Origin of the sequence: Vibrio sp. V15_P4S5T153, from assembly GCF_963874485.1 — a bacterium.
Taxonomy (GTDB): domain Bacteria; phylum Pseudomonadota; class Gammaproteobacteria; order Enterobacterales; family Vibrionaceae; genus Vibrio; species Vibrio anguillarum.
Window position 1 is genome coordinate 480389 of record NZ_CAWNHR010000018.1, and the last position, 22998, is coordinate 503386.

Here is a 22998-nt window from a genome sequence, read left to right on the forward strand (position 1 = left end):
CGCTACCTTTGACCGTAGTAAGCGTTATCACCATGCTTACGTTGATAGTGTTTATCGGATAATTCCGGTTGAATCTTGATGCCACTGTTGAGTGAACGAGTCGCCAGCGCCATGGCGGAAATCTCCTCTAAGACGACGGCGTTATGAACCGCATCGTTAGCATCTTTGCCCCAAGAGAAAGGAGCATGCCCGGCGACAATCACGCTTGGCACCGCCATCGGATCAATGTGACGATGTTTGAACTCTTCGATGATCACAAGGCCGGTATTTTTCTCATATTGGCCAGCGATTTCATCGCAAGAAAGTTTGCGTGTGCAGGGGATGTCACCGTAAAAATAATCGGCGTGAGTGGTCCCTAAAGCCGGAATGTCGATGCCCGCTTGCGCCCAAATAGTGGCACTGCGCGAATGGGTGTGTACCACGCCGCCAATCTCTGGATAAGCTTTATAGAGTTCGAGGTGAGTGGCGGTATCACTGGATGGATTAAGTGTGCCTTCCACAATCGTGCCGCTAAGATCAACGATCACCATGTCATCGACTTTCATCACATCGTATTCTACGCCGGAAGGTTTGATGGCGATGACGCCCTTCTCGCGGTCTATTTCTGATACATTGCCCCAAGTGAAAGTGACTAAACCGTATTGGGGAAGCTTAAGATTTGCCGCAAATACTCGCTGTTTTAGTTCGCTATACATTACATCCTCACTCGACCAATTGTGCCGCTAACGCTTCATCAATTACTTGGTAAACATCCTGCGCAGTACGACAACGGCGCAGTTTATCGAGATCAACGCCAGTCTCGCTCTCTTCATCATCCAGCACTTGGGTTACTTCCATTAATCCTTCCATATGCTGATCAGACGAGCTACCAGCCAAGGTGATCAGCACATCGACCGGTTCATCTTCGCCGTCAAAATAGACAGGCGTTTGTAGCGTCACTAAAGCAAAGGCGGTTCTGATCACGCCATTTTCAGGACGAGCATGAGGCAGGGCAAGATTCGGCGCGATGACGATATACGGGCCTAATTGTTCAACGCTGCTGATGATGGCATCGTGATAGCAGGGGTGTATGGCTCCTGATTTGATCAGCCTATCCGTACCGATTCTGATCGCTTCTTGCCAAGTGCTCGCCTGTGCATTTAATTGGATGGAATCATTGTCGATCAGTGATTGTTTCAGTCCCATGGTTCTATCTCCAGAGTGGGTGCCAGTGCGTCTGGCACCTATTGTTTTTGTACCTATCGTTTTGTAGTCAATAGCTATTTCAAAGTGACAAAGTTTTTATCGATGATATCGAGCAGCTCATCACCAAAAGAGTTCGGATTCAGCATGTTTTGTACGCCGAGCACAAACTTGCCTTCTCCGGGCTCCATCTCACCAGAGAGATGTTTTGATGAGACGATGATGTCGGTGGTGGCGAGCTTAGATTTATAATCAGACACTGCGCAGGAATCCATCACGTGTGGAATGCCTTTTTTCTCCAGATACTTACCGATTTTCATCTTCATCATCATTGAGGAGCCTTGCCCATTGCCACACACGGCTAAAATGCTGACCGGGCGCACGCCATCACTGACTTTCAGTGCTTGTTCGACGGCGGCGATGACTTCTGGATCGTCACTGATGTTCACCAAACCTTGTGCATCTTCCTCTTCACGCAGTTTTTTAGAGGCAAAGAACATGTACACACCAGCCAATGCAATCAGTACAAAGAAGAACAGTTTTGAGACGGATAAGCCTTGCATGATTGGCGGGAAGACTAACGCCCAGTCGGCCATGCCCATCCAGCCACTGAATTCGGTGCCGTATTGGTTGAAGATGTGAATGGCCCATGCGGAGCCAACGACTTCGATGATACCCATCACAAAACAGATCTTCATGACCGCGCGCCAGCCGCCAAAGTGGTTGGCAAAAACACCAATGGTTGCGTTGGAGAAGAACATCGGGATAAAGCCGGGAATGATCATGATCGGTGCATCAAAAGCGAGCATGGCCAGCACCGCGGTAAATTGACCAATCGCGCCCCACATAAAACCAAACACCATGGCATTAGGTGAGAACGCGTAGATAGCGGCGCAGTCAATGGCTAAAACCGCGTTAGGAATGACGCGCTCTGAGATACCTTTAAAGGCTTCAGACAGTTCGGCAACGAACATACGTACACCCGCTACGATAACTTGAATCGCTACCGCAAATTTAAGGCCAGTTTCTAGAATGTAGATAGACCAATGGGTTTTTCCCGCCATTGCTTGCAGGTTGTCTAAACCAAATGAGAGCAAAATAATGCCGAAAAATAGCGTCATCACAATCGCGGTTGCGGCAATACTGTCGTGGAAAATGTGCAACCATTTAGGCAGCTCAAGGTGGTCGACACTCTCGTTTTTGTCGCCCAATTTGGGGGCAATCTTAACTGCAATCCAAGACGCGACTTGTTGCTGGTGGCCGATGGAGAAACCGGCTCCACCCGTGACGGCTTCGGTGGGTTTGAACATAATGTTGGAGGAGATAGACCAGTAGAGCGCCATCAAAACAGCCGAATAAAGGATGGTTTCCCACATGCTTGCGCCCAGCACAAGGTAGAACACCGCAATTAACCCTGCTTGTTGGAACATAATATGCCCCGTTAGCATGATGGTGCGAATGCCTGTGTAGCGGCGCAGCAAAACGAGCAAGATGTTGATCGCCAGTGCCAGTAGTACGGTATAACCAACCCAAGAATAATCATCCCCCATGATTTCCATGGTGGCCATCATTGAGGTGTACGGGTCGATAACCGAGCCAGTTAAACCATGATATTCCGATAATTTCTCAATCACAGGCTTAAAGCCTGCCACTAAGGTTCCTGCACCCACTTGTACCAACATAAAGCCGACGATGGTTTTGATCGACCCTTTAATGATGGTGGTGGTATCTCTTCTTAATAACCAGTAACCGATAAGGGTGACTAAGCCCAGCAGCAAAGGTGCTTTAGTCATTACTTGGCTATAAAAAATGTAGAAGATATCGTAGATGAACTGCATATCTTTACCCCTTGATTCTCTATTTATCGTTATGTGTATTCCCGTCTTACTCGAAGCTGGGTGTAGGTCAGAGTGAATCAGCAAGGTGATGCCGATTTCAATCCTGTTTTGCTCACGAAATAGACTTTACCAATCAAAAGTAATCATTCAATGCTCATTTGTGATTATTTTGATTTTTATCAATTTCTTCGCCAAATGGAGACATTATTTGATACTCAAGTCACAGTTAAAATTTTATTTCAAATAAAATCAATTGTTTAGGTTTTATTGTGAGCGAGAGGGAAGTTTTGTTCGTCCAGTGTTTGACATTGTGATGGATGAGAAATAGAATCAAAACAAATCATAAATAATCACCAAGTAATCACTTGATGAAAAGATAAGGTGATAACCATGAACGAAGTACAAAGACATAACGAGATACTGTCTTTGCTAGACAATATGCGCACCATCAACGTCACGCATATTATTGAGAAATTTAACGTGTCACCAGCAACGGCCCGCCGCGATATTTCTAAGTTAGATGAGCTAGGTAAGCTGAAGAAAGTTCGTAATGGTGCTGAACGTTTAGAGATTAGAAAGCGAGCGTGGACGCCGTTAAATATCGACAGTACGGATCATTTCCATGAAAAATCACAGATTGCCATGGCTGCGGCTAAGCTCTGCAATCCAGGTGACAGTGTGGTAATTAACTGTGGTTCGACCGCCTTCTTGCTCGGTAAAGAGTTGTGTGGCCAAGATGTTCAAATCGTGACTAACTATTTCCCACTGGCCAGTTATCTTATCAATGAAGATCACGACGATGTGATCATCATTGGTGGGCAGTACAACAAAGCACAAAACATTTTCCTCAACCCCGCCCCTGATTCGTTAGGTGGTTATGCCGGACATTGGATGTTCACCAGTGGCAAAGGGCTGACGGAAAATGGCCTATACAAAACCGATATGCTCACCGCCGTTGCCGAGCAACAAATGCTAGAGCAAATCGGTAAGTTAGTGGTGGTGGTGGATAGCTCTAAAGTTGGGCAGCGTACGGGCATGCTATTTTGCCCCGCCAGCAAGGTTGATATTGTTATCACTGGCAAAGCCGCCGATCCGCAAGTTATCCAAGCGCTACAACAGCAGGGGACAGAAGTGATTCTGGTATAGAAAGCACTTCGCTCTACACATTCTAATAATAAATACAGGCTCAGTGTTTTCACCTTGGATGAAGACGCTTGGCTCCCTACATTCAAAATTTGTCTAACTGATCGTGAAATAAAAGGTGTTGCTATGAGTAAAATTGATGAAATCACACGCGATTCATGGGTTCTCAGTACGTTTCCTGAGTGGGGAACTTGGCTGAATGAAGAGATAGAAAAGACCGAAGTGGAAGCCAACACCTTTGCTATGTGGTGGCTTGGTTGTACAGGCATTTGGCTAAAAAGTGCAGGTAATACCAATCTTTCGATCGATTTTTGGTGTGGGACGGGTAAGAAAACGCAAAAGAATGCCTTGATGAATCAACAGCATCAGATGATGCGTATGGGGGGCGTGCGTGAACTGCAACCCAATTTAAGAACGTCTCCTTTTGTGTTGGACCCATTTGGCATCAAAGAGATTGATGCAGTGCTGGCGACGCATGATCACGCTGATCATATCGATATTAATGTCGCAGCAGCTATGCTGCAAAACTGTGGTGAGCATGTGAAATTTATTGGGCCACAAGCTTGCGTTGACCTGTGGCAAGGCTGGGGAGTACCGAGTGAGCGCTGCATTGTGGCGAAAGTGGGTGATTGCATTGAAGTCGGCGATATCAGTATCCGAGTGCTGGACTCTTTTGATCGCACTGCGTTGATTACGCTGCCTAAAGGTGTTTCATCTTATGATAAGGGGATTCTTGATGGTATGGATGATCGCGCGGTCAACTACTTATTGGAAACCTCCGGTGGCTCAATCTACCATTCAGGTGATTCGCATTATTCGAACTACTATGCCAAGCATGGTAATGACTACAAGATTGATGTAGCGCTGCTCTCATACGGTGAAAACCCACGAGGCATCACAGATAAGCTGACTGCATCTGATATTTTGCGCGCAGGCGAGGCGTTAGATTGTGAAGTGGTGATCCCATTCCACCACGATATTTGGGCTAACTTCCAAAATGACCCGCGTGAAATCGAAGTATTGTGGCAAATGAAAAAAGATCGTCTGCAATACGGTTTTGCGCCATTCTTTTGGCAAGTGGGTGGAAAATACACCTACCCAACCGACAAAGGACGTATGCATTACCAGCATTTCAGAGGCTTTAAAGACATTTTTGTCGATGAACCAGAGCTGCCTTTCAAAGCATTCTTGTAATGTTTTGAAAGCAAAAATTAGAGAAGAGAAAGAGGCCAATTGGGCCTCTTTGTTTATTGGTAATGATGTGCAGTACTTGATTTTATACTTCAGGTTGGTAGTGCAAAATTGTCATTGATATGGGCGATTGCAACAACTCCCCTTCTGCATGGCCGGGTTGTACGTTACGTAAATTGGTATCGCATATCACTTCCCAGTTTTGGTTACGATCTTTAGGTAGAGTAAAACGAGCGGGTGCGTTGGTTTGGTTGATCAAGTAGAGCATTTCAGCCCCATCCGATCCAATGCCCATCTGCAATGCCACAGAACTTAAGCGGTTCCAATCATCATGTTCCATCAGTGTGCCATCCACGCGTCGCCAGAATACGCGGTTGGCATTACGTTCCTCACCGCTAAAAGCACGAATAAAGGGCACCATATAAAGGTGTCTTGCCGCCACCATTTGACTCAACCAATGTTTGAAGTAGCTTTTGCGTTCGGTCATGTTCCAGTCAAGCCAACTGATCTCATTGTCTTGGCAATAAGCGTTGTTATTACCTTGCTGAGTATGAGAAAGCACATCCGCGGTGAGAATATGAGGAATGCCAAAAGCAAAAAGTAAGCTCGCCATCATATTGCGTTTTTGCTTTTCGCGGGTTGCTTTTATCACCATGTTCTCGGTTTCGCCTTCGACGCCATAGTTGTCGGAGCGATTGTCACCGTGACCATCTCGGTTTTGTTCACCATTCGCTTCATTGTGCTTATGCTTGTATGACACCAAATCTTGCATGGTGAAGCCATCATGATAAGTGATGTAATTGACGGTCAGTTTGTAGGGCCAGTTTGCGGCACTGTACAAGTCGCGCGAGCCCATTAAGCGTGTGGCGAACTCTTTTAAATAGCCTTGATCGCCGCGCCAAAAGCTGCGTGTGATATCACGTAATTTGTCGTTACATTCATTCCAACCGAAAGGAAAATTGCCTACTTGGTAACCGTTTGGACCAATATCCCAAGGCTCTGCAATCAATTTGACTCGTTTTAATGTTGGATCTTGCGCCACCGCTTTAAAGAACGCAGCATCGGGGCTGAAATTATCGCCATTTCTTCCAAGCGTTGCGGCCAAATCAAAACGAAAACCATCGATTTGGTATTCGCTAACCCAGTAGCGCAGCGTGTCCATGACTAGGTTAAGGGCGGGTTGATAAGAGAGATCAATGGTGTTACCACAACCGGTAAAATTCGCGTAATGTTGGCCGTGTTTTAGATAATATTTAGGGTCGAGTGCTTTTAAATTGAAAATAGGCCCATCTTCGCCCCCCTCTGCTGAGTGGTTATAAACCACATCCAGTATCACTTCAATTCCGTGACGATGCAGTTCTCTGATAGCCGTTTTCAGTTCCGTTACCGCATCTTTTTGCGCATAACGTGGATCTGGCACCATAAACAGATAGGGGTTATATCCCCAATAGTTGACTTTGCCCATATCCAATAGATGTGGCTCATGCATACAAGCCGCGATGGGCAGTAGCTGTAGTGTGTTGATGTTTTGCTTGCGATAAAACTCCAGCATCTCCTCACTGATTAAGCCTAAATAAGTACCTTGTTCTGCTTTAGGCACACGTGGATTGAGTTTGGTCACCCCTTTGACATGGGTCTCAAATAAAATAGTCTTATCGCGAGGTATGTGTGGCTTTTTAGTTGATTGCCAATCGAATTGATCGTCGACCACGACACACTTAGGCAGCTCGAAACTCTTTTTTGAACTAAATGGTGTTTTATAGCCTAAGTTTTTATCTATCGCCTTCGCGTAGGGGTCGGAAATATAGTGCGGCTCGTCACCATTTAAAATGAGGTAACCGTATTTTTGCCCTGCTTTAATGTTTGGCACATGAGTGTACTTCACGCCCGCATATTCATTCTCTAACTCGTGGGTGGTGAAACTTCCCTGTTGATCAAACAGAGCGAGTAGAAGCTGTTTATTTGCTGGAGCATGAATAGCAAAATTGCAACCTGTGTTATCAAGGGTTGCACCGAGTGGGTAAGGGCTAGAAATAGTACATTTCATATGGGCATCTTTAATTGTTATTTTGCTGCACGTCATCGCTTTAAGTAAAAAGCTTTGTTGATATTAGGTCAAGCGCCCAATGAATAAAATTTGAATGTAATTTTATTTCATTTTAATGATGTTATTGGCCCTAAATAGTGATCAATAAGGCATTTTGTATTCTATTTTATAACCATTAACTGATCTCCTCCCCCTGAAATCCGTGATCCGTGCTTTAAAAACGCCATACCATAAAGTTACTCATCCTTTCTCCTCCCCCCTAAATTACTTTGAGGTGGAGGAAGCAAGCCTATTACGCCTTTAGTAACCTTATCACCGTTGAAACAACTGGGGACTTAGTCCCGTCTTACCTCTTCTTTTAGCGTTTATCTGTCAACTGCCTTGCAGGTTCCAATAGGAGAAGAGTGAAAGTTTTAAATGCTGTCCGTAGTTAAAATTTTCCATAAATATAAATCGTCCTTAATGGAGTTAAGAATGAAAAAAGTAAGTGTAATTGCTGCCGCAGTGGCTGCTACTCTAGCAGCAGGTTCTGCTTTTGCTGTTGATTTTAATGGTTATTTCCGCGCGGGTACCGGAATTAGTGGTCAGGGTAATGGTGATCTTGCTGTTAACAAGAATGGTGTAGGTCGTCTCGGTAACGAAAACGACAACTACTATGAGTTTGGTTTTGCTGAGGAGTTAAAGACAGGCGAGCAAACTTGGCGTGTCGAATCAATGATTGCACAAGGTAACAAAGGTGCAAATGGTTGGGAAGATGGCGATTTCAACGTTGCTCAGTTTGCGGTAAAAGCTAAAGGTCTTATTGCTGGTGATGAGTCTGCTGAAATTTGGGCGGGTAAATCTTATTACCAACGTAAAGATATCCACATCACCGATTTCTATTTCTTGAACACTTCTGGTACAGGTGGCGGTATTCAAAACCTATCAGTCGGCAATCAGAAACTGTCACTTGCTTTGATCCAAGATGGCGATAATACCAACTCAACGGGTTATATCTTTGATGCGCGCTTAGCCAATATCGGTCTTTGGGAAAATGCGAATCTAGAATTTGCATTGGCTTATAACTTTGCAACCGAAAAAGGTGATGCAACAGAGCAAGCTGATGATGGTTTGTTGGCATCAGCCATTCTGCACCAAGGCCTATCAAACGGCTTTAACCAAACAATTCTTCAAGTGGGTACCAATGGTTATGGCGTGCAAGCGGCTAATCTTTGGGGTGCAGGCACTTATTATAACCGTGGTAATGCAGATCAGAACGATGCAACTGGCTACCGTTTATTAAACTGGGGTGTAGTGAGTTTTGGTCAATCGTGGGAAATGGGCCATCAACTTGCGTACTTAGCAGGTTCTGATATTGGGGCTAGTAAAAAAGACATTGATCAGTATTCAGTTGTTGTGCGCCCAATGTACAAATGGGATGAGACAATGCGCACTGTATTTGAAGCTGGCTATAACGCTGGTGAGAAAATTAATAGTGCAGGCACAGCAACAGAAGATTTCGGCAATGCGAAATTGACAGTTGCACAAGCGTGGGCAATGGGAGACAGCTTCTGGGCTCGTCCAGAGTTCCGTGTATACGGCTCATACCTACTTGATACCGAAAACAAAAATGCATTTGCGACTGGCAAAGACACTGAATACGTCGTTGGCATTCAAGTGGAAGCTTGGTGGTAATTCCTCCTTGTTCTTATTAGTCTAAATCCATATGCTGATAGCCGACTGATGTCGGCTATTTTTTTAACGACTCGGAGATGAGTCGTTAAAAAAATACTAAAGGAGCGGAAAATGGTTTTTAAAACACTACTATTAGGTAGTTGCATTGCTTTAACTGGCTGTCAAACAGCTCCTGTTGTTGAGCAAACACAAAGTTCGGCAGTGCAAGCTGTCAATAATATAGAACAACTACAAGTCACAAAAGTGAAGCTACCGAGTACAACAAAAATGGTGCTCACAGCCAATACTCAGCGCTTGCATAACTCATTGATTCATAGCCCTGTCGCCGTGTTTGAAATACCAGCCGATCGTGGCCAAATGAATTTAACGGTCACCAGCGAAATTCAAGATTCAGTATTTTATCCTTATGTTGTTATCACAGATAAAACAGGAACCGTTTTAGAATCGTATACCGACACTGAGTTCGAATATCGTAAGCCACGTTTAAATTTGGGTAATCGTCTGGTTGCTGATTTGGAGTTTTATCCTCCCCAAGGTCATAAAACGCTTTTACTTATTGTTTATACAAAGGAAAAAGATCTATCAGGCGTAACTTATGTTGCACATCCTGGACGTATTGATGCCGAAGGCCGTGGTAACTACATGCCGGAATTAAAAGATATTCCAATGCCACACGGTTTGACTGGAACCATTGAGTTGGATGTTTCTGGTCCCAGCTTTCTATCGTTTGTGAAGCCTGAGAATAAAGTAAAGACAGTTTCAACGGATGAAGCAAAACTGATAAAAAAAGTGCAGCCAGATACTGAAACTTACTACAAGGTATCGATGCAGAAAGCGGTAAAAGCGAACGATATATCTAAAGCACTTAGCTTACTTGATGAAGCCAAAGCGCTAGGTATTGATGGAGCACAAGAAGTCTTTGTTAAAGCCGTGAATGAGAAATAATTAAAGATCGTACTACTGGCGTCCCTACGTGGACGCCTTTCTTTTTCTAGTCTCAAAATTCTGAGCTTCGATTACTAAAGATGACAAGCGAATTATCACTTCTCTCACTTTAGAGCTCACTAGATCATTCAATGCAGAGATAAATATCATGGAACCCAAATGGTGGCATAGCGCTGTGGTATACCAAATATACCCGCGCAGTTTTTACGATTCTAATCACGATGGTATCGGCGATTTAAATGGCATTATTAGTAAGCTTGATTACCTTGCAGAGTTAGGCATTAACGTTATTTGGCTATCTCCTGTTTATCAATCTCCAATGGATGATAACGGTTATGATATTTCTGACTACCAAGCAATAGCTCAAGAGTTTGGTTCCATGGAAGATATGCAGCGTTTACTGAGCGAAGCACAAAAACGCAATATTAAGATAGTGATGGATCTTGTCGTTAATCACACATCGGATGAACACCAATGGTTTTTACAAGCGAAGCAATCGCGAGACAATCCGTATCGAGATTACTACATTTGGCGGGATGCAAAACCGGATGGCAGTGTACCGGATGATACAGGGTCAATTTTTGGTGGCAGTGCTTGGCACTGGGATGAGCAAACGCAGCAATATTACTTCCACCTTTTTTCTAAACGTCAGCCAGATCTGAATTGGGAAAACCCTAAAGTGCAGCAAGAAGTGCACAGCATGATGAACTGGTGGATTGAACAGGGTATTGGTGGTTTTCGATTAGATGTTATTGATTTAATTGGCAAAGAAATTGATAAGGGTATTACTGGTAATGGCCCGCGCTTGCATCCGTTATTACAGCAAATGAATGCCGCCACCTTTGGTAATCAAGATCTGCTGACCGTGGGAGAAACTTGGGGAGCCACACCAGACATTGCAAAACTGTACAGTGCGCCGAGTCGTCGTGAGTTATCGATGGTTTTCCAATTTGAACACATCACTTTGACATGGGAGCAGGGTGACAAATGGAACCCTATTCCGTTAGATCTTAAGCAGTTTAAACAGGTATTAACCAAGTGGCAGATTGAGCTTGCCGATCAGGGTTGGAATTCATTATTTTGGAATAATCATGACCTGCCACGCGCTGTATCTAAGTATGGTGATGACAAACGCTACCGAGTTGAATCTGCGAAAATGTTGGCAACGAGCTTACACTTTCTGAAAGGCACGCCTTATATTTATCAAGGCGAAGAGATTGGTATGACGAATGTGGCCTTCGATTCGCTCGATCAATACCGAGACATCGAGACGTTAAATTTTTATCGTGTGAAGACAGAATCGGGCGTTTCTCATCAACATATGCTGGGTGCTATTCATCAAAACAGCCGTGATAACGCTCGAACGCCAATGCAATGGTCAGCGGATAAACACGGCGGATTTACTCAAGGTTCTCCGTGGATAGAGGCGAATCCTAACTATTTACAAGTTAATGTTGAACAAGCGCTCGCTGATAAACAATCGATTTACCATCACTATAAAAAGTTAATTGCACTGCGTAAAAAACACCTGTCCATCGTCTATGGATCGTTCACGCCTTTATTTGAAGAACATGATCAAGTGTTTGGCTATGTGCGTGAGTACCAAGGTGAGCAAATTGTCGTGGTCAGTAATTTTTCATCGGCCACGGTTTGTTTAACAATACCCGAAAAGTTTCAATCGAGAACGGTGGAGTGTTTGAGCTCTAATTATCAAGAGATTGAAAAATTAGAAGAAAACCTAGTACTCGAGCCCTATCAATCCATCGCGGTTTTGATGAGAGAGTAAAGTGAGTGGCTCATTTTTGATCTGGAATGAACGCAGCGATTTGGCTGCGTTTTTTCATTCATTGACCCAAATCGGAATCTATTCCTCAATTAGTGTGATTGTGCGTAACACTCTTGAAAAGAGTACGGTACTATCTTAGTGCTAAGGCTATGTGGCTTAATTAATTCACGAGCATTAGATATAGAGTGGCCTCTCTGTTTTGGATGAACGGATTTGACTGTTTCGTATGCTTTAAATGGTTCGAGACAGAATGAATGTGGTCAGACTTTTTCAAAGATTGAGAAAAATGGTCGATAATGAAGTTAATCAGCTAAATAAGATTTGAATCAATGAGCACTATTGGGATTGCCATAGGCGCAACCGGGTTATCACTTATCCTCATCTTCGTGTGGATGTTTTCGCTCTCTTTGCGCAAAAAACGCTTAGAGGAAGAGAGAAAAGAGAGAGAAATCGCTTATCGCAAAGCGATAGAAAAATCACGTGAACAAGAAAGACAAGATCGCTTGTTTAAGGCCGAAACAGGCCATGTGCCGACGATTTTGTATTTAGCGAAAGAAGCCGAACGAACCAACCTCAAAGAGGCGATGTACTGGTATGACAAAGCGGCAAATTATGACAATGTTACGGGAATGTATGGTGTTGTTCGGATTTGCCAAAAGTTTCGAGATGATCTGATTTTGCGGGAAAAAGAGAAGTTTTGGCAGACTTGTATTGCAGGCATTGAAGGTAACTTAACCGCAAAGTATGAAACTGGCATGGCCTATATTCATGGCCGTGGCGTGGAAGCGAATACTGCGAAAGGAGTCTCGTTAGTACAAGAGGCTGCGGAAGCGAATTTGCTCGACGCTGTGATTTTTATGGGGGATTGGTGTGTTTCACATGACAATATTGCGCCATCACCAGCGGATTCAACATTTTGGTATTCCAAAGCCGCGAAGCTAAATAGCCCGATAGGACAGATGAAACTAGGCTTGAATTACCTTAAGGGTGTTGGTGTCGCAATGGACCACAGTAAAGCTTGTTATTGGTTAGAGCGAGCTTCTGAAAAAGGTCATGTAGAGGCGATGTATCACGCAGGAGAAGCTTGGATAGATAAAGGTTCAAATGGCAATGCTATTGCTTATATTTGGTTATTTTTATCGGCTCATTTTGGTTTTGAACCGGCAAAGGTGCTAAGAGATCAAGTGGGCTCACGTATCGGTGTCGATTCTGTTGTGGGGTTGCAATCGTTGGCCAAACCACTCATGAAGAAAATCGGCGCGGGTACTGTAAGTAAACACTCAATTATTAAGGCGCTGAACAAGCTCTACAAACGTGGGATCCCTATCCCAGAGAAAGGGGAGTTACCTGATGAAGACGATCTCTCATTGAGCGTAGTGGCGGATGCCTCCGAAGAGCTTTTGTCATCCAAGCCATCTGATGATCATGAGGTTCTAACGCGATTAGATTTCTCCAATACTTCAATGGACAGGTAATGTTGGATCGATAAAGTGGCTAAGCACTGTAAATAAAAAATCTCTGAAATGAAAATCCCCAGCGAATCGACTGGGGATTTTTGTTGGTATCGGTTTTAGTGTATCGAATGATTATGCTGATTTATTGTGCTCAGCTTGGCAAACCGCAGCGGTGAAGACAACATCTGTGGAGCTGTTGAGCGCTGTTTCAGCTGAATCTTGAATCACGCCTATGATAAAGCCAACGGCAACAACCTGCATTGCTACGTCATTTGAAATGCCAAATAGCCCACATGCGAGCGGGATCAGCAGCAGTGAACCACCTGCCACACCGGATGCGCCACATGCAGAAACAGCAGCAACGATGCTCAGTAGCAAGGCTGTCATCAGGTCAATTTCAATACCTACTGTGTTTACTGCAGCTAGGGTGAGAACCGTGATAGTAATGGCGGCACCAGCCATATTAATGGTCGCACCGAGTGGAATCGAGACTGAATAAGTATCTTCATCCAGTTTTAGTTTCTCACACAATGCCATGTTTACTGGGATGTTGGCGGCGCTTGAACGTGTAAAAAATGCGGTGACACCACTTTCACGCAAGCACTGGAACACCAATGGATACGGGTTTTGGCGAGTTTTCGCGTACACAATGATTGGGTTGACAACTAATGCGATGATCAACATAGCACTGAGCAATACGAATAAAAGGTTGGCATAACCAGCCAAAGATTCAAAGCCAGTCGTGGCAAACGTGGATGCAACCAAGCCGAAAATACCAAACGGTGCTAGGCGAATAATAAAACGCACAATTTGTGAAACGCCGTGGCTTAAATCTTCAAATACGGCTTTAGTTGTTGCTGAGGCATGGTGTAAAGCTAAGCCCAACCCAACAGCCCATGCCAGAATGCCAATATAGTTTGCACTCATTAGAGCATTGACTGGGTTATCAACCAGCTTAAACAGCAGGGTATTAAGCACTTCAGCGATGCCTTGAGGAGGCGTTGCACCTTCTGCCCCCGCAACCAATGTTAAGGTTGTAGGGAAGATAAAGCTCAATACAACGGCAGTAAGAGCGGCGGTGAAGGTCCCAAAAAGGTAAAGCACCACGATTGGGCGCATATAAGTGTGTTGGTTTTTCTTTTGGTTTGCGATGGACGCGGCGACCAAAATAAACACGAGGATCGGCGCTACGGCTTTAAGTGCGCCAACGAAAAGGTCGCCAAGTAGGCCGACGCTTTTCGCATCATCGGGTGAAAGGGTTGCTAATATCCCACCGAGAACGATACCGGCGAGTATTTGCAGAACCAAATTGCCACGCGCAAAACGGGCGAAAATATTGTTGCTTTGCATAGTTATCCCTGCAATAAATCGAATTACATCCTGCATGACCTAAATACTACGAAGCCATAGCATCGGTTATGGTAGACAAATAGAGTTATAGTGACATCAGTGAGCTCCACTGAAGGGGGTAATGATATCTACGCGGGATATTGTGTCTAGAATTAATTGATAATCAGCACAAATAATTAATCAATGTGTGGAAATGCAATCGATTTTGAGTAAAATGTAAATAAAATGTAGCATTTGTGGTGGTGGAATGATAAGCCTCTCGTCGGGATGTCTCGCTCTCGCCATTAGACTGGTCAATGAGCGGTTAGTGCGATGATAAAAGAGGGTAAGCCAACATCGCTCACCCTCTTCTTTTTAATGGTGTGCCATACCACTCATCACTTTTTTTACTGGTGCAGTAATGGTTTGCTGCTCACCATTGGCAAAGGTCAGTTGTACGTCAATCTTTTCACCTTCAACCAATGGTTTCTTCAAATCAAAAAGCATGATGTGTAAGCCGCCCGGTTTGAGTTCGACGTGCCCTTTGGCCGGAATTTTAAATTCAGTGACTTGACGCATTTTCATCACATCTCCTTCGGTGATTACATCATGCAACTCAACTTTCCCTGCCACATCGGTGTTGGCCGATACAATGAAACGGTCCGTTTCACCTTTATTCATGATTTGAGAAAATACTGCGCTGGTGGTAGCGGTTGGTGCGGTAGCACGTGCGTAAGGGTGATGTACCATAATATCTGTGTTCGCAAAAGCAAGTGGGCTAAAGGCAAGGCTTGCTAAAAAAAGAGCATTGAGCTTCATGTTATTTTCCTTGTGATGACGTCATTATTGTTTTGATGGCTTCAACAATGGGAGCCGGTGAAAGCGTGTGTGGAACTTTAGTGATTAATGTTCCATCTGGTTGTAAAAAGTAGAAGTAGGAACTGTGATCTAATGTGTATTTCAGTTCTGATCCCTTTAATTCGGTTTTGCGGAAAATGACGCCATACTGATGCGCCAGTGGTGTTGTAATGTCTAAAGGAGCAGAAAGCCCCTCGATCATAGGGTGGAAATATTGGGCGTATTGATGAGAAGCATCAGCAGCGTCACGCTCTGGATCGAGAGAGATAAATAAAGGGCGCAACTTTGCTTTGGTTACATCATCCAGTTGATTGAGTGCACCTGCTAACATAGCCAGAGATGTTGGGCAGACATCTGGGCAGCGTGTAAAGCCGAAGTAAACAACACGTATGCGTTCATCTTTAGTATCAAAAATAGAGATGGATTGATTTGCTTTGCCAAATAAAATCACCTCAGAAGATGAGCTATTACCGCTCTCTAAATCCATACTTTGCTGCGTATCAAAATAGGTTTTTATGCCAAAGCCTAATACAAACGCAACCACCAATGCCAGAGACCAATTTTTACTCATCTTTCCATCCTTATTGCCGGGAATACTTGGGTACGACCATCAGAGAGCTCGCCAATCCATGTCATTTTTTCAGTCGTGCAAACTGGGAGTACAATCTGTGCTGTGTAGAGCCCGTCTTCCTGCGGCGTCAGTACATATTTAGCGGTGCCCATCTCCATCTCTAGCCCATTGAGTGTGAGTGTGAGTTTACTTGCATTGGCTTGCGGCCATTCAACGGTCAGAGTGTTAGCCACCAAAGGTTGAGATTTATCGTGTGCCAATGTCATGACAACATCTCCTTGTCGACAAGGGGCACTCGACAATTGGCAATATCGATTAATGTCTGGAGAAGAGTGTGCTGAAGAGAGCCAATTGAAAATATCGCTGCTAAAGTAACCCGCTAGTAGGGCTAGAACAAAGACGCCGATTTTGATTGCGTTGTGCATGGGGACAATCCAAGCGGTTATAAAACGCGAATATTATCACAGCTATTTTTTTTCAGTGGTGACGAATGGATAAAATGTGCAACAAATCAATATAGTAAAGGTGAGTCTCCCCACCTTTACTCATTCATGCTATGCGGTGTGATTTACACATCGTGATGTTTTGCATATTGCTCCAAGCCAAGCACGAGGGCAACAGCGCAAAGCATCAATAAAATGGCTACCAGCAGTTGCGAAGGTTGTGAAGTGATGGACTCAAATTCGAATGGAGAAAGGTTTCGCTGTAGCAAAGGAACGAGCTCGCCGTGAGAATTGGTTCGCCAAGTGAGCGTTTCTTTCCAAGGCCAGATTTTGGGTAAGGTGCCGATCATTAATCCAGTAAGAAAAATTAAGGTCAAGTCTCTAAATTGTTTGAGTAACCAAGATAATACGTGAGAAAAACTCAGTAAACCACCGACACATCCGAGTAAAAAGAGTGCCAAAATATCGGCTTGCATCTCTTTCACCGCGCCCAGTACCGGTGCGTACATACCAATCAGCAACAGGATAAAACTGCCTGAAATTCCCGGTAGAATCATGGCGCAGATGGCAATAGCACCGGCTAGAACTGTGTTCAGCGCTGTTGGTTCCATCTGCATTGGGTTAAGCACCGTAATACTGTAAGCAAACGCAATTCCCAGCAAAGCGAAGAGCAACCGAGAAAGTTTGAACTGCTCAATTTGTTTCACAATATGGAACACCGAAACCAGAATTAAACCGAAGAAGAATGACCAAATGGGAATAGGATGCGTGGCTAACAGCCAAGAAATGAGTTTAGCCAAAGAGAGGATACTGGTGAATATTCCCCCAAACAGTGCGAGCAAGAAGAAGCCATTAATATGTTGAAATGCGGCGGCTAACCCATCTCGTTTGACTATGCGCAATAAACTCGGGTTAATCCTACGAATACTTTCAAGCAAAGTGTCATAGATACCAGTGATGAATGCAATGGTTCCACCCGAAACACCCGGCACAACATCGGCGGCGCCCATGGCCATCCCTTTTAAAAACGTACTGAAATAGTTCATTGAATCTGCATGATTAAGTGTATGTGCCGGAAGTATATAATGAAATAACTAAGAAATGCTTGTACAAAAGATGAGTGAGTGGTGCTGGCTTAAGGTGAAAAAACGCAGAAAGTTAGTTTGTTTTATAGCAACTGAGTGAGTATTGTTTTGCATTCGTTTCGCATAATGCAATTTGCGTAATGCGAAAAGTACTACATTTTGATGAATTAATGCGATGCACAGCTAAAAAACAGACCTTTTTTAGTTGGCATACTTCATGCATAATGCTATTCGACCCTTCTTAAAGCCGAGGGTCACCTAGCCAACTGACGTTGTTAGTGAATGAATTTGTTCACACTATATATAAGCCAATCGCATCATTGCGGTTGGCTCTTTTTTTGTCTGTTAGGTATGATACGCCTCCTCGCTCGTCTAATGAGAGTTTGCAAATGACAATCAAAAGCCGTGAGCGAAGATGTTTTTCGAGCAAAACCAGTTAGGCCATATGTTCGTAAAACCCATCAAATAAACATCGTATGTCATTGTAAATAAACAATATCCATAAGGATGATCCGTATCGATCAATCGTATTTTTTTCGAGCTTATCAAGCTTTTCTTTGATGATCTCCAAACTCATTAAGGAAGATGAGTGAAGCAGTAATAAGAGGTTATATGCACCATTTAATTTCAATTGGGCCCCTTGAGTCTTTCTTAATCGCTATTAGCGTGCTTTTTTTAGGTCACTTTATTAACGCAAAACTGCCTATCTTGGAAAAATTCAACATTCCTGAGCCCATCGTCGGTGGCTTAATTGTCGCTTTCGCGATCACTCTTCTACATTTTTACGGCTTAGATTTAGAGTTCTCATTGCCGTTGCAGAATATTTTTATGCTGATGTTTTTCAGCACCGTAGGCCTTGCGGCTAATTACACTCAACTGGTTAAGGGTGGCGCAAAAGTCTTTCTTTTCCTCGCTGTTGCCTCGTTTTATATCATCATCCAAAATGGCGTCGGTGTATCGTTAGCGACGGCTCTTGGTCTTGACCCACTGATGGGGTTGATCGCCGGTTCTATTACCCTCTCGGGTGGACACGGTACGGGAGCGGCGTGGGCTCAAACATTCAACGACAATTATGGGCTTAGCAATACGCTAGAAATTGCCATGGCCTCAGCGACCTTTGGTTTGATCATTGGTGGGATTATCGGTAGCCCAGTTGCCCAAAAACTCATTAATAAAAACGGGTTTGAATCTGAGTATGGACGAGGAACCAAAACGCACGATAGGTTCCCAGAGCTGGTTACGTACAATGAATATGAAGAAGATAAAGTCACCGCTAAGAAAGTGATCGAGGGTTTGTTCATCCTTCTTATTTGTGTCACTGGTGCTAAATATTTAGAGCAGTGGGTAAGTGCATTTGAAATCAAATGGTTGATGATCCCTGATTTTGTCTATGCGCTTTTCATCGGTGTGTTCATTACCAATATACTGGAATTGACGAAAGTTCATAAAATTGATGCTGAAACCGTTGACATCTTAGGCACCGTTTCTCTATCGCTATTTCTTGCTATGGCACTCATGAGTTTAAAGTTATGGAATATTTTTGATTTGGCTGTCCCATTTCTGGTGATTTTAGCGGTGCAATCGGTCGTGTTGGGTATTTTTGCTTATTTTGTGACATTTAAAGTCATGGGATCAAATTATGACGCTGCTGTGATCGCTGGTGGGCACTGCGGTTTTGGTCTTGGAGCAACCCCAACCGCTGTGATGAATATGGGCTCATTGGTGACACGATATGGGCCATCACCACAAGCGTTTATGGTCGTGCCAATCGTTGGGGCATTCTTTGTAGATATTGTGAATTTGGTGATCTTACAAGGGTATATTTCGTTTCTCGGTTAAAAATAATAGCAATACACCCTAACTTATTGGTTAGGGTGTATTGCTTACTTCAGCGTTAATTTTGTGCCATCAAACTTCAATTGGCTTAATAAACTCTTTGCATTTTTGACACCTTCTTCATCAAACTGCACTCCGTAACGAGCATAGTGCAGTGAGCGTTGCAAGTTACAAACTTTACCCATCAAAGGCGCAAAGAATTGGCTGCTGCGAGGATCAGTAAATAATTCGAGACTAATCTTATCACCCACTTGGAAAGTACGCCCAAGAGGAGGTGTGACAAAACGACAGCCACTTTTGGAGAGATCTCTTACCTCACAATCCGACTTATGCGTTCCTACCGTTGCTTTTCCTGCTAGATTCACATCGTAACGAGCTTCTTTGCGCAGTTGGGTCACTTGCATGCTGTTGGGAATGGATAACATGGCGAGCGGTATAGGCTCTTGCAATACATGTAACAACTGGCTACGAAAATGGATTAAAGCCCCTTCGCCACGTGGTGAAATAGCTCTGATATTCATCCAAAAACCTTCTTGGAAGAAAAAAGAGAGATCATCTGCGGAAATTTTAGGAATTTCTACAAGGAGATGGGAATGAGAGTAGGTACCGATAAATGACGTTTTGCACTGGAATTTCGTACCAACGGGAGTGGTTATACTTAAGGTTAGTTCGCTACTGTGTTCAACCATAGATAACGCATCAGTACTATTAAGTGTCGATAGGGTTTTATTACGTTCGGTTGAACGGTTTGGGTTCTGTTCATCTTTCAGCACTGCCGACTGCGATTCCATCTTAATTTTCTCCGTGATGCAGTAGCTGCATTTTATTCTAATTTTTGTAATAGTTTAAATTCTAGGGGTAGATGTTGGAAGATTCAATTCTGAGAATATCAATTTATTTGATTTATATATCAATTAGGACGTTACCATGATTCATGAAGTGCAACATGATATACAAAATTGTCAATATAAAGTACATCTTGAGGGAAATCTATTCGCTACTGTGACATACCAACAACAGGATAAAGTGTTGTTTATTACTTCGACTCGCGTACCGGATGAACTTCAGGGTAAAGGATACGGAAAAATAATGATGGAGAGTGTATTACCGCAAATTGAAGCGCAAGGTTACACCATCAAACCTGTCTGTAGTTATGTTGTGCATTATTTAAATCGACACAGTGAATGGCAGCATTTATTGCATCGAGAGTCGTAGCATACAAACCCATTAGCTCGGTGTAGTGTTTACTTTTAATGTGACCGCGACCAGTGCATGGTCAGTACTAAAGTTATCGAGCTCATAGCTCGGGTTGACCAGATGTTGATCAAGCACAGTATAGTGACTGATATAGCTTTTCATTGGCTGGGTAAAAGGCGCAAAGTCTGCGGAAAGGAGAATATAGTCGAGTACAGATCCCGTGGCTCCGGCGTAATGAGTGGCTTTGCGAGGCTGATCAACACTCTCGGTATGCAGATCCCAAGCATCGTAAAGCGCATAGCCAGCCAGCGGTTGTTGTGTTTCTGGTCTGCGGTATAAGGCCTGCGATAGTAGTCCTTGAAACTCCTCGTGATGTAACGGTTTATTAAAATCGCCCATTAGCACACAAGGCCGCCCAGTTTGTTTTTGAGTATTGACGATATATTGGTGAGTCAGGTTTGCTTCAAAACCTCGCTGAACAGTAGAGAGCCAGCGTCCTAGCGTTTCTTGTTGCCATTCATCGATCAGATGATGAGGTGCCGCAGGCGATTCTGCCGGACGTTGAGATTTAAAATGCACAATATAGACATCGATATCCCCGAGCATTGGTAGGCAAACCGTAGCGTGTAACGGTGTACGATTAAAGCAAAAAGGGGCAGCTTGGTTTGGTAACGTGCCATGTACGGCGCTCACTTGGCGCAGAGGATAGCGAGAGGCAATTACTACAACCGGATGGCTATAGATGTATCCATCTTTGACGATAGGTTCATCTACACAGGCCACATACGGGTAGCCTAAATCCATCATCTGGTTGCGCAGTTCATCAAAACTGAAAACTTCTTGAAAGCCAATGATATCGGCATCCAGTTGTTGGATCTTCTGGCTAAACCATTGCTTTTTTTTCTGCCACTCTGCTTGCGTGTAAATATTGTCGAACTGATAATATGCGTTCGGTGGAGCTAAATAATTGAATAAATTAATCGTTGCGAACGTAATCGTCATGTTAAATCCCACTATTTGTGTCTCGCTCGATCTTATACCCGAACGGTGTAATTTAGCAGTGCTAATCCCTAACCTTGTTTCCTGTTGTGATGAGCTCTCGCCTTTTAAGGCGACTTGAGTATATGATGCGCTGAAACATAGATAAGGATCTCTCATGTACCCTAAAGCCTCTCAAGGTTGGCGCACGCCACAAAATTTCCTATTGATTATCTCCATTATTGTGCCAATTGCATTTTCTAGTTGGATGGCACTGTTGAATAATTTCGTGATTGAAAAAGCGAATTTCGATGGTTCAGACATTGGCTTATTACAAAGTGTACGAGAAATCCCCGGATTTTTAGCCTTCACCGCCGTATTCGTTTTACTGTTCATTCGAGAGCAGCGATTTATCCTGATCTCATTAGGTATGTTGACGTTAGGAACTGCGATGACGGGTTTTTTCCCTTCTTTAATCGGGTTACTGCTCACGACATTATTGATGTCGACTGGGTTCCACTACTTTGAAACGCTTAAACAATCCTTGTCTTTGCAGTGGTTAAATAAAGATGAAGCGCCAGAAATGCTTGGCAAACTCATTTCGGTTGGAGCACTTGCATCACTGATCACCTACGGTGCTTTGTGGGTAATGTTAGAAGTGTTTCAGCTCGATTTTAAATGGGTCTATGTCATTTCTGGCGGTGCTGGTTTTGTGCTGGTGTTGCTCATTGCCTTTGCCTTTCCTGAATTTAAAGCGGAAGTGCCACAAAATAAAAAGCTCGTGCTACGCAAACGTTATTGGCTGTATTACGCCTTGACCTTCATGAGTGGTGCGCGTAGGCAAATTTTCACTGTTTTCGCTGGTTTCCTTATGGTGGAGAAATTTGGCTATTCAGCGGGCGATATTACCTTACTGTTTTTGATCAACTATTTGTTCAACTTTTTGTTTGCTAAACGTATTGGTAAGTTCATTGGTGTAGTCGGCGAGCGTAAAGCGCTACTGTTTGAATACACGGGGTTGATTGTTGTTTTTGTTGGGTACGGTCTTGTACAAAACGCACATTGGGCGGCGGCGCTTTATGTGGTTGACCACCTCTTTTTTGCCTTGGCTTTGGCGATTAAAACTTATTTTCAGAAAATTGCAGATCCTGCGGACATGGCGTCTACAGCGGGAGTTTCTTTTACCATTAACCATATTGCGGCCGTGTTCATCCCCGCCACGTTTGGTTTAATTTGGCTTATCTCTCCGGCGAGCGTCTTTTACATTGGAGCGGTAATGGCACTTGTTTCGCTGCTTTTATCACTCAATATTCCAATTAAACCCGAAGCGGGTAATGAAGTTAGAATTCTGCGTTGGAGCGACAGGTAGCAAAAGGGTCGTTTACGACCCTTTTAACATGATGCCAATAGTCACTAGACAAGCAACATCTGGGTTGGCTGT

At 43.8% G+C, this 22998-nt stretch carries 20 protein-coding genes; 9 read left to right on the forward strand and 11 right to left on the reverse strand.

The genetic code is table 11. The features are described 5' to 3' along the window. Nucleotides 1-2 precede the first annotated feature (2 nt). From AACT42_RS17590 to AACT42_RS17600, 3 genes are all read right to left on the reverse strand, one after another. Nucleotides 3-695, reverse strand: coding sequence for an L-ribulose-5-phosphate 4-epimerase (locus AACT42_RS17590; protein ID WP_094133721.1), 693 nt, complete (start codon nucleotides 693-695; stop codon nucleotides 3-5). Between the two features lie 7 nt (nucleotides 696-702). Beyond that, complete coding sequence (locus AACT42_RS17595; protein WP_094133720.1) at nucleotides 703-1185, reverse strand: PTS sugar transporter subunit IIA; 483 nt, start codon at nucleotides 1183-1185, stop codon at nucleotides 703-705. 74 nt (nucleotides 1186-1259) lie between these two features. Then, nucleotides 1260-3020 (reverse strand): PTS ascorbate-specific subunit IIBC, encoded by a 1761-nt coding sequence (locus tag AACT42_RS17600; RefSeq protein ID WP_026028425.1) that lies wholly within the window; start codon nucleotides 3018-3020, stop codon nucleotides 1260-1262. A gap of 390 nt (nucleotides 3021-3410) precedes the next feature. Here AACT42_RS17600 and ulaR point away from each other — a divergent pair, with 390 nt between their 5' ends. Next, nucleotides 3411-4166, forward strand: coding sequence for an HTH-type transcriptional regulator UlaR (gene ulaR / locus AACT42_RS17605; protein ID WP_026027147.1), 756 nt, complete (start codon nucleotides 3411-3413; stop codon nucleotides 4164-4166). Between the two features lie 123 nt (nucleotides 4167-4289). Then, complete coding sequence (gene ulaG, locus AACT42_RS17610) at nucleotides 4290-5357, forward strand: L-ascorbate 6-phosphate lactonase (protein WP_094133719.1); 1068 nt, start codon at nucleotides 4290-4292, stop codon at nucleotides 5355-5357. 82 nt (nucleotides 5358-5439) lie between these two features. Here the strand turns inward: ulaG and glgX are convergent, their stop codons facing one another. Next, nucleotides 5440-7437 carry a glycogen debranching protein GlgX gene (gene glgX, locus AACT42_RS17615; protein WP_017048138.1) on the reverse strand — a complete coding sequence of 666 codons (1998 nt, stop codon included), beginning with the start codon at nucleotides 7435-7437 and terminating at the stop codon, nucleotides 5440-5442. Between the two features lie 438 nt (nucleotides 7438-7875). On the opposite strand from glgX, the gene lamB reads away from it, so the two are divergent. The 4 genes from lamB to AACT42_RS17635 all read left to right on the forward strand — a co-directional run bounded on the left by lamB (nucleotide 7876) and on the right by AACT42_RS17635 (nucleotide 13281). Continuing rightward, the gene (lamB, locus tag AACT42_RS17620; protein ID WP_017042148.1) at nucleotides 7876-9075 is read left to right on the forward strand and encodes a maltoporin LamB; all 1200 of its coding nucleotides are present in this window, start codon (nucleotides 7876-7878) and stop codon (nucleotides 9073-9075) included. 111 nt (nucleotides 9076-9186) lie between these two features. Next, nucleotides 9187-10020 (forward strand): MalM family protein, encoded by an 834-nt coding sequence (locus tag AACT42_RS17625; RefSeq protein ID WP_094133718.1) that lies wholly within the window; start codon nucleotides 9187-9189, stop codon nucleotides 10018-10020. Nucleotides 10021-10168: 148 nt separating this feature from the next. Then, nucleotides 10169-11806 carry a glycoside hydrolase family 13 protein gene (locus tag AACT42_RS17630; protein WP_094133717.1) on the forward strand — a complete coding sequence of 546 codons (1638 nt, stop codon included), beginning with the start codon at nucleotides 10169-10171 and terminating at the stop codon, nucleotides 11804-11806. Nucleotides 11807-12135: 329 nt separating this feature from the next. Beyond that, a complete protein-coding gene (locus AACT42_RS17635) occupies nucleotides 12136-13281 on the forward strand; it encodes a tetratricopeptide repeat protein (RefSeq protein ID WP_019282475.1) in 1146 nt (381 codons plus the stop codon). A 111-nt stretch (nucleotides 13282-13392) separates the two neighbouring features. Here AACT42_RS17635 and sstT read toward each other — a convergent pair whose 3' ends face one another. The 5 genes from sstT to AACT42_RS17660 form a co-directional block, all read right to left on the reverse strand. Continuing rightward, the gene (gene sstT / locus AACT42_RS17640) at nucleotides 13393-14610 is read right to left on the reverse strand and encodes a serine/threonine transporter SstT (protein WP_026028166.1); all 1218 of its coding nucleotides are present in this window, start codon (nucleotides 14608-14610) and stop codon (nucleotides 13393-13395) included. Nucleotides 14611-14964: 354 nt separating this feature from the next. Further along, nucleotides 14965-15408: a copper chaperone PCu(A)C gene (locus AACT42_RS17645; RefSeq protein WP_017048143.1), complete on the reverse strand. Its 444-nt coding sequence runs from the start codon at nucleotides 15406-15408 to the stop codon at nucleotides 14965-14967. A 1-nt stretch (nucleotide 15409) separates the two neighbouring features. Continuing rightward, nucleotides 15410-16018 carry an SCO family protein gene (locus AACT42_RS17650; RefSeq protein WP_094133716.1) on the reverse strand — a complete coding sequence of 203 codons (609 nt, stop codon included), beginning with the start codon at nucleotides 16016-16018 and terminating at the stop codon, nucleotides 15410-15412. Further along, nucleotides 16015-16443, reverse strand: coding sequence for a hypothetical protein (locus AACT42_RS17655; protein WP_017048144.1), 429 nt, complete (start codon nucleotides 16441-16443; stop codon nucleotides 16015-16017). Before AACT42_RS17655 ends, AACT42_RS17650 begins: the two co-directional genes overlap by 4 nt. 143 nt (nucleotides 16444-16586) lie before the next feature. Further along, on the reverse strand, nucleotides 16587-17507 hold the full coding sequence (locus AACT42_RS17660) for a DUF368 domain-containing protein (RefSeq protein ID WP_017042156.1): 921 nt from the start codon (nucleotides 17505-17507) through the stop codon (nucleotides 16587-16589). Between the two features lie 651 nt (nucleotides 17508-18158). Between AACT42_RS17660 and gltS the strand changes: the two genes are divergently transcribed. Continuing rightward, on the forward strand, nucleotides 18159-19385 hold the full coding sequence (gene gltS / locus AACT42_RS17665; protein WP_026027149.1) for a sodium/glutamate symporter: 1227 nt from the start codon (nucleotides 18159-18161) through the stop codon (nucleotides 19383-19385). A gap of 44 nt (nucleotides 19386-19429) precedes the next feature. Here the strand turns inward: gltS and AACT42_RS17670 are convergent, their stop codons facing one another. After that, entirely contained in the window at nucleotides 19430-20173 is a 744-nt protein-coding gene (locus tag AACT42_RS17670; RefSeq protein ID WP_017049260.1) for a flagellar brake protein, read from the reverse strand. 136 nt (nucleotides 20174-20309) lie between these two features. Here AACT42_RS17670 and AACT42_RS17675 point away from each other — a divergent pair, with 136 nt between their 5' ends. Then, nucleotides 20310-20597 carry a GNAT family N-acetyltransferase gene (locus AACT42_RS17675; protein WP_017042159.1) on the forward strand — a complete coding sequence of 96 codons (288 nt, stop codon included), beginning with the start codon at nucleotides 20310-20312 and terminating at the stop codon, nucleotides 20595-20597. 12 nt (nucleotides 20598-20609) lie between these two features. On the opposite strand, the gene AACT42_RS17680 is transcribed toward AACT42_RS17675, so the two are convergent. Further along, entirely contained in the window at nucleotides 20610-21737 is a 1128-nt protein-coding gene (locus tag AACT42_RS17680; RefSeq protein ID WP_094131796.1) for an endonuclease/exonuclease/phosphatase family protein, read from the reverse strand. Here AACT42_RS17680 and AACT42_RS17685 point away from each other — a divergent pair. Beyond that, a complete protein-coding gene (locus tag AACT42_RS17685; protein ID WP_094131795.1) occupies nucleotides 21736-22926 on the forward strand; it encodes an MFS transporter in 1191 nt (396 codons plus the stop codon). The genes AACT42_RS17680 and AACT42_RS17685 overlap by 2 nt on opposite strands. The last annotated feature ends 72 nt before the right edge of the window (nucleotides 22927-22998 follow it).